The organism is Lysinibacillus sp. G1-3, from assembly GCF_056322905.1.
Map to the genome: position 1 here is coordinate 72,508 of NZ_JBWHYQ010000020.1, position 15,488 is coordinate 87,995.

The window sequence follows — 15,488 nt, forward strand, 5'->3', positions numbered from 1 at the left end:
TGAGATTTTTTTCTCACCTGCTTATTTTAATATTGATATTTATTTCTAGTAGTAAGCAGTATACCGATTGCTGGAACAGTACAAATAAGCATTGCTGCAAATGATAGTCCAGGAGAAATTTCGTATAAATAGCCGCCTAAAAATGTAAGGATAGCTGTACTTAATCCCATTGCTAATGCAGAGTATATGCCTTGTGCATTTGGAATTTGCTCCTTTGGCAATGTTTTCGTTAAATAGCTGATAAAAGCGTAATGCGCAAGAGCAAAAGATAATGCATGTAATGTTTGAGAAGCGATAAATACCCACACATTCGGGAATAAGTAAATGAGTAACCAACGTAAAGATGAACCACTTGCTGCTAAAAGTAATAAGGAAGATGAGCGCCATTTTTTAAATAGTGTATCAGCCTTCATAAAGTATAAGATTTCGCACATAACGGCGATGTTAATAATCATCCCCATATAAAATGGATCAACATGCAAATCACCTAAATATATATAGCCATAGCTGTAATAAGAAGCATGTGCACCTTGCAACAGAATTACGACTAATAAAACAATAGGGAAGCCTTTAATAGTCCATAATGTTTTCATCGACAATGATTTTGCACGTTGTTCTTTCGTCGGTACAATGAGTAACTCTTGTGGAGTAGCCATTTGTTGCATCAACAGCATACCGATCAGGCCGACCACCATACTCCAAAAGATAATGTCATTACCAAATGCACCTGTCAGCATACTAATGATTAATACTGCAATGACAAAGCCAAGGGAACCATAGGAGCGGCTTTTGCCATAGTGTACATTTCCATGCTGTACGAGCGTTGCCGCACTACTTTCAACGGCAGGTAGCAGTGCTGGATAGAATATACTAAATAAAAGGGTAACAATAAGAAGCGTGATAAAGCTCGTGCTTAGTATGTAAAGTAATGTTGTGATTAGGGCACCTATTGCTAGAATGCTAGTAAGTCGTTTATTATTCACATATTTTGCAAGCGTCGGGAAGAAAAAGAGGTTTGAGATTGCCCGTGCTAATAGACCGCAGCCCATTACAACGCTAGCCTGTGAAACAGTAAGATGTTTAGCATCTACAAGCCAACCAGTCCAATAGGGTAAGAAAATACCCCATGTAAAGAAAAATGCAAAGAAATTTTGAGAAAGCCATCGTTGATTGTTCATAAAATTACGTACCTCCATTAACTATGTTGAATAATAGCATGTTCATCGATACAATAATGTGAGATATCTCACATTTTTTCGGAGGAGAGGGTAAAAAATGCATATACTAACAGCTGAGGAACGTTCATACTATCTCGATAAATATCCAATAGATGATTTTTTTTCTTTTGAAATTGATCCATTTCTAGAAATATGTAAATTTGACAAAGGTGAATGGATTTTTCAAGAAGGGTCATTTCCAAATACGCTATACTACATGATCGAAGGAAAGGCGAAGCTATACATGACACACAAAAATGGCAAGGTCTCGCTTATCGATTACTTGGAGGCACCACTTTTTATGGGGGAAATTGAGTTGCTTAATGAGGCAAGATATACGAAGGGGATTCAGGCAGTAACCGAGACGATTTGTTTTTCAATTAAACAGTCCTGCAAAGAAAAGTTACTCACGGATGTACTATTTTTACGTAAACTTTGTGTGTTTTTAGGGGAAAAGGCGTTCAAAATGACGTCAAAATATACACAAAATCAAGCATTTCCACTTGAAAATCGACTTGCTGCCTTTATTCAATTTTCGTCAGATCAAGGAGTCTATAAAGAAAAGCATACTGAAATCTGTGAATATTTAGGGGTTTCCTATCGGCATTTATTATATGTACTTGCACAATTTTGCGAAGAAAAAATTTTAGTGAGGAAAAAGAATGGCTATCACATTATAAATGAAGAGCGTCTTTCCGAATTGGCTCAGGAAATACAGTGAGGAAACAATGTAGTTACTTTTAACGGTTATAAACTACATAAGCTGTCCAAATCATTACAAGGACACAATGTGATTGAGATATAACAAAAACCTTTTTTTGACGGTCAACCTCAGTAGATGGTATTATTTACTATTGTCTGGTGTAAAACGTTTAGAATGGAGTATGAAAGCTAAAATAACTAGTTTTTGGAAAATGGTTGCGTGAACAATCTGTATAAAGCCAATCATTTCTCTTATTCAACTAGATTTTGGAGGGATATAATTTTTAAACATACTTACATATTGATAAAATTACAGGGGGAAATTTTTAGATAGGATCATACAAGAAAGTGTGTGGTGTTTTTTTATTACAACTTTATTAGCGTTATTCAATTAAATGTTATGGCAAAATAAAGAAAAGCTATGACTAGAGTTTTATTTTAAAAGGGTGGACTTTAATGAGTAATAATCATACAATATTAAACTTTTCAAAAACTGATAAAGTTATTATGTGGCTTGGTTTCCCGCTTATTGGTTTAGTGCTAGGATGGTTTCTTCCGAGTATAGCTAAATGGGCTAGTACTTTACCATGGGTACCTTTTCAAGGACCTTTAAATTTAATTGCATCTTATCATGGAGCATGGGTAGGTTTCATCACAATGGCACTTGGTTTGGTGGCGGGAATTGCAATAACTTTTTTTTCTATTCATGAAAGTTTAGAAATGACAATAGACGATGAGAAAGTTATTTTAAAACTTAGAAATGATGAAATGAACTTAAAAAAGAAAGATATCTCACTCGTTTTTATGGATGGGAAGCAAATAGTATTATTAGGTAATGATGAGAAAGAACTTTTCCGATATAAACAAGAGCTGAATAAAAATACAGTGGGTGCAGCATTTTTAAAACATGATTATTTTTGGAGTGAGAGTGAGCCATTTAAAGAAGATTTTAAAAGGTGGGTAGTAGATTGTCCAGATCTATCACCCGCTGCGAATGCCATTTTTAAAGCAAGAAAAATTGCGATTGAAGATGGCGATGATGAAGAAGTATTTCTGTTAGCTAAAGAGCTTTGGAAATTAAGAGTATCAGTAAAAGAAATAAAAAAGAGTCAATATTATCGATAAAAGACAAAAAATAAGTAAAAAATGACTTGCCTCTTAAATGTAATAATTATGTTTCAATAGTTTTTTGAAAATACAAGTTATGCCGAAAAAAGCTTGGTAGCAAGTTTTTTTCGGCATTAGTCTTCTGAAAAGAAGTCATATTTAAATTCTTTCAGTAAATGTTTTTGACCGAAAGCTTAGCGGTAGGTCCAGAAGTCTCTTACTTCTATTGTAGAGGAGATATATTCAGGTTTAATTTAATTTTCAGCAGTTGTCCAAACATCCGCTGAAATAGAGGAATCAGTCAAAGAACGCCACGTCCTGTGGCAATTTATCTGTGAAACAACAACAAATGAATGAGTGACCAACATCACGCTATCGCTTCGCTTTCGCGCGAAAAACATCCGTTGCCCCAAAGCCTCCGGACGAATTATGTAGCTGCATAAGCTACTATCTCCTAACAAATTTAAAATTCTCATTATATATATTGATTCTCCGATTTTCTTCCTTTTCAATTACACCACCCTAAAACATAGCGAAGAACTAGTTAAATGTAATTTTTTTGCATATAGATTGTCCTAAAAAGGGCAAATGATTAGGGAACTTCGATCCTATGCTGAAAAAGTAAGGAAACGACGTATCTCAGTTTTAGTCAGTCCCAGTCTTATTATATTCACATTTTTTAACCAACCAACGTGCAATCTCTTTGCCTCCATGGTAGAAGTTAATCTCATTGACTCTTTGTATAGATGTAACTAGGGTTTCTTCCGTAACGCCAAAAGGTATAACCCCTAAACATTGGTGTGTGTTGTGTGGGATCTTTTTGTGCTTTATCTCAGTTTCAATGTAAGCTGTAGCAGATTTTTGTGCATTTCGGAATGGACGAGTAAGTAATTCTCCTTGTTCCAATGTTGTGCTTGGCGAATAACAATTACCTTTCATTCAACATGCCCCCTTTGTCGTTAGTTTTATTGTACAAGACATGCGGTGGAAAAAGTCTTCATTTACAAGGCTTTAACGAAAACTTAAAGGTTAGTTGATCAATTATGCCACGGCATAATTGCGTCCGGAATCGGCTTTGTGCTTAGGCCTGCACGACGCAGGTCAGTTAGCCGTTATCGCATGGATGCGATGATTTTAGGCTAACATCCTATGTGAACTCCTTTCCGATTTTCGTGACATCCGCCGGAGGCTTTGGGCCAATACGACGTTGGTCACTCAGTCGTTGCCACAGGACGTGGCGTTCTTAGACTGAGTTCCTCTATTTCAGCGGATGTTTGTATATCCGCTGAAAGAAGTTAAATATGTAACCGTATTCATGCCATTTACGAATAGAAATCATAGAAAACTTGTATGATTTCAAGAGAAAAACTCGTACTCAAACTATTGTGAATTTTCCTAACACAACGTATTATTGTAAGTAGATTTAACGTGAAGGACTTCACATAGTCACGTAATCGTGAGGAGGAATTTTTAATGAGTGCAATTCGAGTAGGTATTGTAGGTTATGGAAATTTAGGGCGTGGTGTAGAGTATGCTATTTCACAAAATCCAGATATGGAGTTGGTAGCGGTATTCACACGTCGCGATCCTTCAACTGTAAACATTGCAAGTAATGCAAGCGTATATTTAGTAGATGATGCTGAAAAATTCCAAAATGACATTGATGTAATGATTTTATGTGGTGGCTCAGCAACAGATTTACCTGAGCAAGGACCACACTTTGCACAATGGTTTAATACAATTGATAGCTTTGATACTCATGCGAAAATTCCTGAGTTTTTCGAAGCTGTAGATGCAGCGGCACAAAAGTCTGGTAAAGTATCCGTCATTTCAGTTGGTTGGGATCCAGGTTTATTCTCATTAAATCGTATACTCGGGGAGACAGTTCTACCAGTAGGCACAACTTATACTTTCTGGGGAGACGGTTTAAGTCAAGGTCACTCAGATGCTGTGCGTCGCATTGAAGGTGTTAAAAATGCGGTACAATACACATTACCAATTCAAGAGGCAGTAGACCGTGTTCGTAACGGTGAAAATCCTGAGCTGACAACGCGTGAAAAGCATGCACGTGAATGCTGGGTAGTTCTTGAAGAAGGTGCAGATGGTGCGAAAGTTGAACAAGAAATTGTGACGATGCCGAACTATTTTGATGAGTATGACACAACTGTAAACTTTATTTCTGAAGAGGAATTTAAAGCAAACCACACAGGCATGCCACACGGTGGATTCGTTATTCGTAGTGGAGAAAGCGGCGCTAACGAAAAACAAATTCTAGAATTCTCATTAAAACTTGAAAGTAATCCAAACTTCACATCTAGTGTTCTAGTAGCATTTGCTCGTGCAGCACATCGTCTAAACCAAGCTGGAGACAAAGGTGCTAAAACAGTATTCGATATCCCATTCGGTCTGTTATCACCAAAATCAGCAGCTGAATTACGTAAAGGGCTTTTATAATTTTAACCTATTAAACTACCCGATTATCATTTAGTTGATAATCGGGTTTTTCAAATTTAGATTCATTTTGTTAAATCACTATATAGGTAAATTATTAATAAAAGCACCATCAAAAGCTGGTATGACGAAATTAACAACTGAACAATCGCTAACTTTATGTAAATTGTTATACAAATCATCGGTTCGTATTATTGTATGTATTGTTAAATTAACCCTTTTTTAAAACGCAAAGTACTCTCATTTGGTTTGAAAATTCAAGTCATTTTCCCTAGTGGGAAGAGTCAGTCAAGTTTACTCAAACTTTGATAAATATGAAAACACAGAATTAGTTTACATTTAGCGGTATAGCAAAGGTTTTCATATCTATGGAAAAACAAAACATGAATCAGAATCCATTTTGATTAATCCGTTCAAATGTATTCAAAGTAAAAGTAACTTTTACAGTTATAATTGAGGAGAAAAAGGCCTAGATTATGTGACTATAACTGAAGGTAGTGATTGTAAATCTTGTGAAGTATCCAGATCAAACATTTCATATTGGCGATAAGGTAAAATTGGTCTATGATGGTAAAATAAAGGATGGAGCACCAATAGATTACTACACATACAACAGAGCTACTTTGGTGATATTCACCAAGTTGCTTAGTATAAAAATGATAGATTGTGGGGAGTTTCATATGGAAAAAGTGAATTTTTTAAATAGTGAACTAATTCATAAAAATGCAGAAAATAGTTTTTTGTTACACGGAAATAAAATAAAAGAATTACTACCAGAGGCTGATATCCAGCATGTTGGTAGTTCAGCAATTCCTAATTGCATGACTAAAGGTGATTTAGATATCCAAGTACGTGTGCATGCTGAACAATTTTCGAAAGCCGTAGAACTACTTTCAAATTTATATGAAAGAAATGTTGAAAGTGTTAAAACAGCTACATTTAGGGCATTTAAAGATGATACAAGTAATCCTCCTTTAGGGATTCAATTAACTGTAATTGATTCTGAGTTTGATTTCTTTTGGAAATTTAGAGACGTGTTATTGGCAAATTATAAATATCGTGATGCATATGATAAATTGAAGAAAGAGTACGAAGACAAATCAATGGATGCCTATAGGGAAGCTAAAGATATCTTTTTCCAAAGATTAATGGAAACTCCTGAGTTTAAGAAATACGATAAATAATATTGATTATTCATCGGATAGTAAGTAAACTTGAAAAAAAGTTGGTAACGGTAAAATCAATTTGATAAACTTGTAGTACCAAGCGAAAACTCCACTCGTGGTTTGTCTCAGCAACAATTGCGATACGTGAGTTTTCGCTTTTATTCGATATATAAATGTAAAGATTTCATAAGAGCATCCCCTCGTTACTATGAGGAACTCATAAAAGATTTTAACGCTGAAGAATTGTAACCTTACATAACCAGTTGATGGGGAGGTTATCACTTAAATGACGACAGACATTATTATTCAATCAAAATGTATTCCACCGAGTCCGTCTAATCATTGTATTAGTAGAGCTACATTAATGAGAACATTAAATAAAAGCTTAGACCATAGTTGCACGCTTATTCATAGTGGAGCTGGATATGGCAAAACAACAATCCTTACACAATTTCTACATGCACAATCAAGCAAATTTTCCTGGTATAGTGTGTCGGAGGAAGATGATAATATATTGCCGTTTTTAAGGCATTTATTTTTTAGTATCACACGAATTGTTCCGGGCTTCGGCCAAGAATTTGATGCTTGGAATCAATTATCCCGTTTTCCTAAAATTGAAGAACTTAATCGTTGGTTTAAGCTGATTGTCAATAGTTTATGTGAAATCGAAGAAGCAATATTAATTGTCATCGATGACTACCATCTCGTTGACCATGAATTTCATATAAATTATGTGATGGAAAAAATAATTGAGTTTTCACCACCGAATGTTCACTTTATCATTGCCTCTAGAACGATGCCGAATTGGGATATTTCGAGGAGATTAAAGGTACAAAAGAGATTACTTGTTATTGCAGAAAGAGAATTAGCATTTTCCTCAGAGGAGATCGCTGTTTTTTTCGAGGATTATGCAGAGGTGAATTTAACAGAGGATGAAATAGCTAAGGTTGTGGAAATTACAGAGGGCTGGGCAATTAGTATTTCTTTGTTAGCTGAACAATGGAACAATGAGACATTAACTCATTGGTTAACTATTTCTACAAATGATCTTTTCGCTTATTTATCGGAGGAAGTTTATCTTAAGATGTCTGCATTTGAGCAAGAGGTATTATTAAAGCTGGCGATTTTCCCCACTTTCTCAGAAGAGTTAATATCGCAATTTTATAGTACGGAAATTGCACAGGTGTTAAAACAGTTTGTCCAGCGACATTTATTTATTCAACCAATCACGAAGGATGGTTTGTATCGTTTTCATGCCTTGTTTAGTCGATTTTTAGAGGCAAAGTGGCCACAACAAAATGCTTCCCAGTATGTTGCATTGCATAAACAAGCAGCATTGCATTATGTAAAACAAAACAATATTCAAGCCGTTCTTCATCACGCATTTAAAACGAATGATCAGGATTTTTGTGGGGAGCTATTACAAAATCATGCTGAAAGTCTAGTCCGTGCTGGGCAATTTGAATGGTTATTAGAAAAGATAAACAGATTTACAGCTTACAAAAAATCGGAATATTATAAATTGTATTATTTTGAAGGTGAGTGCCATCGCTATCGTGCTTACTATGAAAAAGCGAAGCTGTCGTATGAAAATTGTGCATCCATCGCAAAAAGTAAAAGCGATTATCTCTTTTTGACAAAAGCACAGGCAGGTTTAGCACACATTTATCTCGATACAATTCAGCCAGCATTGGCAGAGCCACATTTAAAGAAGGCTTTAGAGTTAGCGAATCATACGCCGTTAAACAAAGAGGAAATTCTCGAATTGCAACGTCAGTATGCAGAAAATCTTGTGAATCTAGGGAAGGCGAAAGGCGCACAAGTATTTACCGATGAGGTTGCTTTAACGGAGGACGTGCTACAAAGAGCAAATGTCGATGTTCGAATATTGTTAAGAACAGGACAGCTACTAGAAGCGAAGGAATTGCTGACGAAGAGATTGGAATTACCACCACAGCTTGTCGCGACACATAGAGAAAGTGAGCTGCTAGCATCATTTGTCTATGCGCTTTTAGGGCAGGGGAAGGATGCATGGTATGCCGCCCAACATGGAATTCGTAGGGGGCTACGTGAAAAATCGGTTTTTATTGAGGCTGTTGGCTATATTCGCAAAGCACATGCTTATCTATTAGTGGATTTTCCTGATTATCAAGGAGCCTGCCAAGCTTATGAGAAAGCTCTAACATTGATGAATACTATTAATATTTCTCGCGTAAAAGCAGAGCCTTACATGGGACTAGCAATTGTCAAACATGCGCAAGGTGATATGATCTCAGCTAAAAAATATATAGCCCTTGGCTTACAGGAAACAGAGCAAGTACAAGACGCGTGGATGACCGCTCTAATATTAATTGCTGAGGTGAAAATCGTTCTTTCTCATCATGAATATGAACGAGCCGGACAATTATTAATAAAGGCACAGCGATTATTTCACGACTGTGGTGATCAAAATGGTGTAATGCATGTACTATTCTTTCAATCTGTCATTGCTTTCAAAGAAAATAAACCGCAACAATTCAATCATTATTTTCAGCAGTTTGCACAGTTATGCATCGCAAATGGCTATGACTACTTTTTACAAAGGAAAACCATTCTCGGTCCAGCGAATGGGATTATTTTTTATGAGCTTTTACAATTTAGTAGAAAGTGTGATGGGGAAAATGCCGCTATTTTAACGATGCGAAGCTATTTTCAGGTTGAGAACAATATCATCTATCCTGATGAGGAAATGCAGGTGAATTTTTTAGGAAGTCTAAATTTAACAAGAAATCATCGGAAGCTTGAGGATAAAGAATGGCAGCGCGATAAATCGAAGGAGCTTTTTGTCTATTTATATTGTCATCGCAATCGTTTTACGCCAAAGGAAGAGATTGCACAGGCGCTGTGGCCAGAGCGAAATGTTGATTCACTCGATCGAGATTTTAAAGTTGTCTTGAATACGTTATTAAAGGTTCTTGAGCCTAATCGAAATGCGCGTCAAGATAGCTTTTTCATTCAGCGGAAAAATAATATGTATCAATTGCAGCATACTCAATATCTGCAAATCGATGTCGAGCGCTTTCTCTATTTTTATGAATTAGGGATGGAGGAGTTTGAGCCACAATTGTCAAACGAGTGGTTGTATCTTGCTGAAACAAGCTATACGGATACACTATATGCTGAAAAAAAGCAGTTAGATTGGCTTATACAGGATCGAGAAAAGCTCCAATCATTGTATATTGAAGTTCTAGAAAGATTAGCACAAAATGCGACGAGGCAGCAAAACTATAAGCAAGCTATTATTTATGCAGAAAGAATGATTCGTGAAGATGCATTATGGGAAGAAGGCTATCGCTTGTTAATGTATAGTTACTATCAATTACAAAACCGCTCCCTTGCATTAAAATGGTATGAAAAATGTGTGCAGCAATTAAAAAGGGAACTAAATACAACACCGATGGAATCAACGATGATTGTTTATGATTTGATAATGGGCTAGTTTATATTATGTAAATTGGTTATTTTTGGGTATCTATGACTTAGGGGGATTTCCGTTCCCACTGGGCACTTTGTAGTTGCCGCTACGCTTTCGCACAGAGCATAGCTTCTTGGGGGCGTCCGATGAGTCTCCAGTCTCCACTCCAATCAACTAGCTCCTTCAAGGAACAAGCATAACAACTTTTGATGAACATTTATGTGTATTAATCAACAATTTTTATAAAAATTGGAGGAACTACTATGTCATTTTGTAAGGTAAGTAAAGCGAATATTTACTATGAAGTGATTGGAACCGGAACACCAATCGTAATGCTCCATGGCTATTCGCCAGACCATAGATTAATGAAGGGATGTATGGAGCCTGTTTTTGCCGAAAGGGAAGGCTGGAAACGAATTTATATTGATCTTCCAGGAATGGGCATGACGACAGACTATGAAAAGATCAATAACTCAGATGAAATGCTAGAGGCCGTTGTAGAACTAATACACGACTTACTACCAAACGAACGTTATTTATTGGTAGGAGAATCTTATGGTGGATATTTAGTGCGAGGAATTATGAGAGAGTATCATGAACAAATATTAGGGGCTGCGTTTATTTGTCCGTTAATTATTCCTGATAAACAAAATCGAACTGTGCCTGAACAAAGTATTGTCTCGGCGGATAAAGAATTTATATCAACATTAACAAAAGAGGAACAAGAGGATTTCAGCTCACATCTCGTCGTCTTGGATGAATATAATTGTCATCGTTATACGAATGAAGTGGTAGCGGGGCAAAAAAATGCAGATGTGGAATTTTTAGAAAAAATCCAAAAAAGCTATCGTTTTTCTTTTCCTGTAGATGAAATTTCATTTGATAAACCTTGCTTATTTTTGTTGGGCAAACAGGATTCAATGGTTGGTTATAAGGACGCTTTTGATATTTTAGATAAATTCCCACGAGCAGCCTTCACAATTTTAGATAAGGCTGGGCATAATTTGCAAATTGAACAAGCGAATTTGTTTAATAGCCTTATGTATGAATGGTTGGATAGGGTAGAGGAAATTAACGATTGAAATACATTTTTAAAAAGACAGACAGAATGAAATCCTTTGTTCGATTGAAGAATTCACTTATTCAATAAATTCAAGGGATTCTTTCTGTCTAATTTCTTTTCACGTATTTTCCGCATTGGAATCTATATCAATTTTTATAGTCTCAAGTCTTTCTTTAGTGACTTTGCCCTCGTTATCCATTGTACGAATTATTGGCGTAATGAAGATTGCGGAAGCATCAGCATTAAAGTTATTTATTATTGCTTGCCCATTTGAGTAATCATCGGTTACTTTTGTCGTCGTCGTTTCTGTTGTATCTTCATAATGGTTCTCTAAATTATCCACTATGTCTAAAGTTATAAATTCAGTAGCAAAGTCCATATCACAGCTAAAGTAAATGTGCGCTGAATTTCCAGAAATCGAAATACGATTAAAAATAAATTCATGCTGTTTTGAGAACATAGTTTTGTGAATTTTTAAATCATTTATTGGTAATATGGAAGCTAGAGATGGAAAATTTACTAAGCAAGCTGAGCTTATTCCAATAGCAAAAATTGAGGCAATTGCCCATTTACGGATTTGCTTTGGTTTTGATTTCTTTTGTAAAACGGTGTTAATTACCTTTTGCTTTTCATTTTTTGAAACCACCACTGGTACGATATCTTCTATATCTAACTGTAAGATACTTTTTTCCTTACTCATATCCAGCACTCCTTTAATTTAGGATTTTTAGAAAGCTTTTTCTTTCCTCGATATAAACGACTTTCCACTGCAGATTTTGTCATATGTAAAATTTCTGCTATTTCACTATTTGAATATTCTAGATAATACCTCATTAAAAATAATTCTCTATCTAAATCAGGTAGATGCATTATTTCAAGAAGTAATTGTTCTTTTGCATACAATTTATCCAGTTCTTGTTCAATATTATTTGAAGCAATAAGTGGTGGAATATTATCCATAGGCAGTGTAGCAAGTTGTTTTTGCTGTTTTCGGTAAATATCAATCGCTTTATATTTAGTAATCATCCCTATCCACTTTTTAAAATCCGCTTCGCTCCCGATGAAATAAATACTTTTTTGCCATATTAGAAGAAATACATCATTTACACATTCCTCTATTAGCATGTAATCAGACGGTTTGTCTAAAATTTTCAAAGTAATTGCCTTCACAAATCCTAAATAGTGTTCAACTACATATTTAAGAGCATTTTCATCATGTTGTTGAAGGCGTTCGATAAAATCATTCATTTTGTCACTCCTTATGATCGTTATACATACTATAACGAAATTTTTATGGAACACTCGCGCATAAATGGAAAGTTTTTTCTGTATTTGATTGAAAAGTATCTTTTATTCCGATAAATCTCCCATCCCCGCAAAAATCCCACTTTCGTCGCAGAGTTGTTAGGCTCAAGTGATGAGCCTAACAACTTGTAACTAATTTGTAACTAGAGTTTTATATAGTGTTTACATAGCAACGAAAGCGCTTTCTTTTTAGTTCATTATGAAAGGGGATATGGGATGAAGAAGCATTGGTTATTTGTGCTTTTATTGATGTTGACGATGTTGATGGTGGCTTGTAATTCGGATGGGTCGAAGGATAGTTCAACAGGTGATAAGGCTTCAGATGATGACACAAAAGGAACTAAGGAGGAAGGGGGAACTATTAAAATCGGCGTGCTTGCGTCATTAACGGGTGCTCTTGAATCGTATGGGAAACAAACGCAGCATGGCTTTGATTTAGGAATTGAATATGCTACAGGCGGCACGATGGAGGTTAACGGTAAGAAAATTGAAGTTGTCTATGAAGATACAGAAACAAAGCCTGAGGTTGCGGTTCAAAAAGCGACGAAGCTATTAGAAGATGACAAGGTTGATTTTTTAGTAGGCTCTTCTAGCTCAGGTGATACGCTTGCTGTTTTACCACTTGCGGAAGAGTACGAAAAGATTATGGTGGTGGAGCCTGCGGTAGCGGATAGTATTACGGGCTCAGAATTTAATAAATATATTTTCCGTACAGGTCGAAATTCCTCTCAGGATGCTTATGCTGCAGCGGCAGCAATCGCGGGAAAAGGTGTTAAGATCGCAACGTTTGCGCCGGATTATTCTTTTGGCTTGGACGGGGTAAAAGCCTTTAAGACGGCTGCGGAAGAGTTAGGAGCAGAAATTGTTTTAGAGGAATATGCAGATCCGGCAGCGACTGATTTTACGTCCAATTTGCAAAAAGTAATTGATGCTAAACCAGATTATTTATTTGTTGTATGGGCTGGTGCAAACTCACCGTGGAATCAAATTGCCGATTTAAAAATTCAAGAAAAAGGCATTAAAATTTCAACAGGTGCACCAGATATTATTGCATTGAAATTTATGAATCCATTAATTGGTATGGAAGGGTTCTCTGTTTATTATCATACGTTACCACAAAATGATGTGAATAAATGGTTAGTTGAAGAACATAAAAAACGCTTCAATGACGTTCCAGATTTATTTACGCCAGGAGGCATGTCTGCAGCCATCTCGATTGTAGATGCTTTGAAAAAATCAGAGGGTGATACAGATGCGGAAAAACTGATCGGCATTATGGAAGGGATGTCATTTGAAACACCAAAGGGTACGATGACTTTCCGAAAAGAAGATCATCAAGCATTACAGTCGATGTATTCGATCCGCTTAGAAAAGCAAGATGGGGTAGATTATCCGGTACCAGTGCTAGTTCGTGAGCTAAGCCCTGAAGAAACAGCCCCACCGGTTATGAATTAATGAAATTGGAGACAGAAAGCTTTATTATTCTGTCTCTCTTCACCCACTTTCATATGAGAATGGGTGAAGAGAGTTAGAAGTACTAGAAAGGAGAATACGATGGAACCCATTTTACGAACAGAAAACTTAACCATTCGTTTTGGCGGACATATAGCTGTCGACCATGTGAATTTTAATATGCCGGAAAAGCACTTGAAGTCAATTATTGGACCAAATGGAGCTGGGAAAACAACCTTCTTTAATTTGATAAGTGGAGAGCTAAAGCCAACTGCCGGGGATGTCTATTTTAAGGGGCAATCACTTGCGAAAAAATCAGCAATTGAAAGAACACGCATGGGGCTAGGGCGATCATTTCAAATTACGAATGTTTTCCCGAACCTGACAGTATTAGAAAATGTCCGTCTGGCTGTGCAATCCAAGGAGAAAGTTCGTTATCAATTATTTCGTCATTATAAAAGCTACAAGGCAATTACAGAAAAAGCGGAGGAGCTATTAACACTTGTTTTGCTTGACAATAAAAGAGATGCCCTCACGACAATGCTATCTCATGGGGAAAAGAGAAAGCTTGAGATTGCGATGCTGTTAGCACTTGATACGGAAATTCTTTTACTAGATGAACCAACGGCAGGTATGTCCTTAGAGGAGGTGCCGACGATTTTAGAAGTGATTCGCACGATTAAAAATCAAGGGGATAAAACTATTCTCCTCATTGAGCACAAGATGGATATGATTCTAGATTTGTCGGATTCGATTATGGTGCTATTTAATGGCCAGCTTCTTGCAGATGGAACACCAGAGGACATTATGAAAAACGAAACCGTACAAAACGCATATTTAGGAGGTCTGTACGATGAACACCTTACTGAAATTAAGTGATGTCCACACATATATCGGGCAATACCATATTTTGCAGGGGGTCAATTTTGAGGCAATGGAAGGGCAAGTAACTGTACTGCTTGGCAGAAATGGAGCAGGCAAAACGACCACTTTAAAAACGATTATGGGGTTAACACCTGCCTCAAAGGGAGAAGTTGAATTTCGCTCACATTCTATTAAGAAAAACCCTACCTATAAAGTAGCTAAGTTAGGAATAGGCTATGTTCCTGAAAACCAAGGAATCTTTGCAGATTTAACAGTAGAGGAAAATATGAAAGTAGCCATGCGTAAAGAAGATACAGCTACTTTAGAGCGGCAAAATTATGTACTGGAGCTGTTTCCAGACTTAAAGAAATTTTGGAAGAAGGCTGGTGGACATCTTTCGGGTGGTCAAAAACAAATGCTATCCATGGCACGGGCATTTATCAATGATAGTAAGTTGATATTGATTGATGAGCCTTCGAAAGGATTAGCGCCCATTGTGGTAGAGAAAGTAATGGAGGCCATTGTTGAAATGAAAAAGCAAACGTCCATCGTTCTTGTCGAGCAAAACTTTATGATGGCGAGCCGAATTGGTGATACGTATACATTGATTGATGATGGTAGAACCGTTCACTCAGGGAAAATGCAAGATCTTATCCATCATGAAGAATTAAAACGAAAATATCTTGGAATCGGATAAAGGGGGTGTA

The 15,488-nt window shown here is 36.5% G+C and carries 13 protein-coding genes; 9 read left to right on the forward strand and 4 right to left on the reverse strand.

Translation table 11 applies throughout. From position 1 onward, the window contains the following. Positions 1–26 precede the first annotated feature (26 nt). Entirely contained in the window at positions 27–1,178 is a 1,152-nt protein-coding gene (locus ACVYAD_RS20065; RefSeq protein WP_476427641.1) for an MFS transporter, read from the reverse strand. Positions 1,179–1,275: 97 nt separating this feature from the next. Here ACVYAD_RS20065 and yeiL point away from each other — a divergent pair, with 97 nt between their 5' ends. Beyond that, the gene (gene yeiL / locus ACVYAD_RS20070) at positions 1,276–1,938 is read left to right on the forward strand and encodes a transcriptional regulator YeiL (protein ID WP_476427642.1); all 663 of its coding nucleotides are present in this window, start codon (positions 1,276–1,278) and stop codon (positions 1,936–1,938) included. Between the two features lie 437 nt (positions 1,939–2,375). Further along, a complete protein-coding gene (locus tag ACVYAD_RS20075) occupies positions 2,376–3,044 on the forward strand; it encodes a YqeB family protein (protein WP_476427643.1) in 669 nt (222 codons plus the stop codon). 627 nt (positions 3,045–3,671) lie between these two features. Here the strand turns inward: ACVYAD_RS20075 and ACVYAD_RS20080 are convergent. After that, positions 3,672–3,965: a hypothetical protein gene (locus ACVYAD_RS20080; protein WP_476427644.1), complete on the reverse strand. Its 294-nt coding sequence runs from the start codon at positions 3,963–3,965 to the stop codon at positions 3,672–3,674. Positions 3,966–4,499: 534 nt separating this feature from the next. Between ACVYAD_RS20080 and ACVYAD_RS20085 the strand changes: the two genes are divergently transcribed. The 4 genes from ACVYAD_RS20085 (at position 4,500) to ACVYAD_RS20100 (ending at position 11,179) form a co-directional block, all read left to right on the forward strand. Next, positions 4,500–5,480, forward strand: coding sequence for a diaminopimelate dehydrogenase (locus ACVYAD_RS20085; protein WP_197140991.1), 981 nt, complete (start codon positions 4,500–4,502; stop codon positions 5,478–5,480). A 677-nt stretch (positions 5,481–6,157) separates the two neighbouring features. Beyond that, positions 6,158–6,661 carry a GrpB family protein gene (locus ACVYAD_RS20090; protein WP_476427645.1) on the forward strand — a complete coding sequence of 168 codons (504 nt, stop codon included), beginning with the start codon at positions 6,158–6,160 and terminating at the stop codon, positions 6,659–6,661. 268 nt (positions 6,662–6,929) lie between these two features. After that, complete coding sequence (locus ACVYAD_RS20095) at positions 6,930–10,121, forward strand: BTAD domain-containing putative transcriptional regulator (protein WP_476427646.1); 3,192 nt, start codon at positions 6,930–6,932, stop codon at positions 10,119–10,121. A 239-nt stretch (positions 10,122–10,360) separates the two neighbouring features. Next, positions 10,361–11,179: an alpha/beta fold hydrolase gene (locus tag ACVYAD_RS20100; protein WP_476427647.1), complete on the forward strand. Its 819-nt coding sequence runs from the start codon at positions 10,361–10,363 to the stop codon at positions 11,177–11,179. A gap of 99 nt (positions 11,180–11,278) precedes the next feature. On the opposite strand, the gene ACVYAD_RS20105 is transcribed toward ACVYAD_RS20100, so the two are convergent. Both ACVYAD_RS20105 and ACVYAD_RS20110 read right to left on the reverse strand, forming a co-directional pair. After that, entirely contained in the window at positions 11,279–11,860 is a 582-nt protein-coding gene (locus ACVYAD_RS20105) for a hypothetical protein (RefSeq protein ID WP_476427648.1), read from the reverse strand. Continuing rightward, complete coding sequence (locus ACVYAD_RS20110; RefSeq protein WP_476427649.1) at positions 11,857–12,408, reverse strand: sigma-70 family RNA polymerase sigma factor; 552 nt, start codon at positions 12,406–12,408, stop codon at positions 11,857–11,859. Before ACVYAD_RS20110 ends, ACVYAD_RS20105 begins: the two co-directional genes overlap by 4 nt. Positions 12,409–12,681: 273 nt before the next feature. Between ACVYAD_RS20110 and ACVYAD_RS20115 the strand changes: the two genes are divergently transcribed. The 3 genes from ACVYAD_RS20115 to ACVYAD_RS20125 all read left to right on the forward strand — a co-directional run bounded on the left by ACVYAD_RS20115 (position 12,682) and on the right by ACVYAD_RS20125 (position 15,478). Next, a complete protein-coding gene (locus ACVYAD_RS20115; RefSeq protein WP_476427650.1) occupies positions 12,682–13,920 on the forward strand; it encodes a substrate-binding domain-containing protein in 1,239 nt (412 codons plus the stop codon). 99 nt (positions 13,921–14,019) lie between these two features. Further along, entirely contained in the window at positions 14,020–14,796 is a 777-nt protein-coding gene (locus ACVYAD_RS20120) for an ABC transporter ATP-binding protein (RefSeq protein ID WP_476427651.1), read from the forward strand. Then, positions 14,771–15,478 (forward strand): ABC transporter ATP-binding protein, encoded by a 708-nt coding sequence (locus ACVYAD_RS20125; RefSeq protein ID WP_349658051.1) that lies wholly within the window; start codon positions 14,771–14,773, stop codon positions 15,476–15,478. The genes ACVYAD_RS20120 and ACVYAD_RS20125 overlap by 26 nt, the downstream gene beginning before the upstream one ends. Positions 15,479–15,488: the final 10 nt, after the last annotated feature.